The organism is Staphylococcus sp. HMSC13A10 (assembly GCF_001808005.1).
GTDB lineage: Bacteria > Bacillota > Bacilli > Staphylococcales > Staphylococcaceae > Staphylococcus > Staphylococcus pasteuri.
The window spans coordinates 1-1,212 of record NZ_KV791889.1 but is presented as its reverse complement, the minus strand read 5'-3'; the positions used below and the strand labels follow the sequence as shown (position 1 = coordinate 1,212).

Genomic DNA, 1,212 nt, shown 5'->3' with positions numbered 1-1,212 from the left:
GCCATAGTTGGGAACCACCAACCTTGAGACATAACTCCCCACACCATTACAGGGAAAGGTATAACAAATAGTACTAAGATTAATTTCTTACGTGTAGTAAATGTTTGATGTTGAGTATCATGTTCCATGACAGACCATTGTTGATTAAATGTATCTTTATCTTCATAACTATATGAAGCTTCTGGGTTCTTTTTAATCTTTTTACAATACCAATAGAGATAACCTATAACAAACATAGCTCCAACAATACAACCTGCAATACGCCAATACAAACCTTCAGCAAATGTTGTACCAGCTGCATTAGAGGCAATAACTACTGAAAACGGATTGATTGTTGAAAAAGTGGATCCCATTGAACTTGCTAAAAAGATAGCACCCACGCAAACAATAGAATCATAGCCCATAGCGATAAAGATGGGCACAAGAATAGGGTAGAAAGCTACAGCTTCCTCTTCAATACCGCACAAAGTTCCACCAAGTACCATTAATATAGATACAAAGAAAATTAAAAGAAATTCTCTTCCTTTTGTCTTTTGAGTCAACGCGAGAAGTCCGGATTCAAAAGCACCACTCGCTTGAACAACACCAATTAAACCACCAAGTATGAGTATAAAGACCATAATATCAGCGGCTTCAATGGTTCCGTTGACCATACTACTTGTAATATCGGTTAATTTAGCAGGATGTTGATCTAAACGCTCATAAGTATTTGGAATAGATACAGGCTTATTGATCGCGCCAGAGGTGAACTGATTAATATCAATTTTGACACCCATTTTGTCTAATTCCTGTTGTGTTGCTTTATGCGTTTCAACTTTACCATGAGGGTTCTCGACCTTTAGTGAGTGATCTTCATAAGATAATTTTGAATATGAACCTGCTGGAATCATCCAAGTTGCTAATACAGCTAGAATGGTTAAAATGAATAAAATTGCAAAAGCACCAGGTATTTTTAACTTAAACTTTCTCTTAGGTGAAGATGAATACTTATCTTTATTTATTTGTTCTACTCTCATAAAATATCTCCTTTACAAAAAAGTATATAAATGTATTTTTACGAATAAAAATGCATTTAAGTGTTAGATAAATATATCATAATATTAATAAAATTTCGAAGATATGTATTAATTTAGAGAAAAACAAGAGGATATATTTTTAAATATAATAAACATAATAATTTTTAATATTCTATATTTGGTGCTTGATTTACAT

1 protein-coding gene is annotated in these 1,212 nt (G+C 32.7%); it reads right to left on the bottom strand.

All coding sequences use genetic code 11. The features are described from left to right. Positions 1-1,016: YfcC family protein (locus HMPREF3125_RS12345; protein WP_070454084.1), on the bottom strand; the 1,016-nt coding region annotated here is incomplete at its 3' end. Positions 1,017-1,212 lie beyond the last annotated feature (196 nt).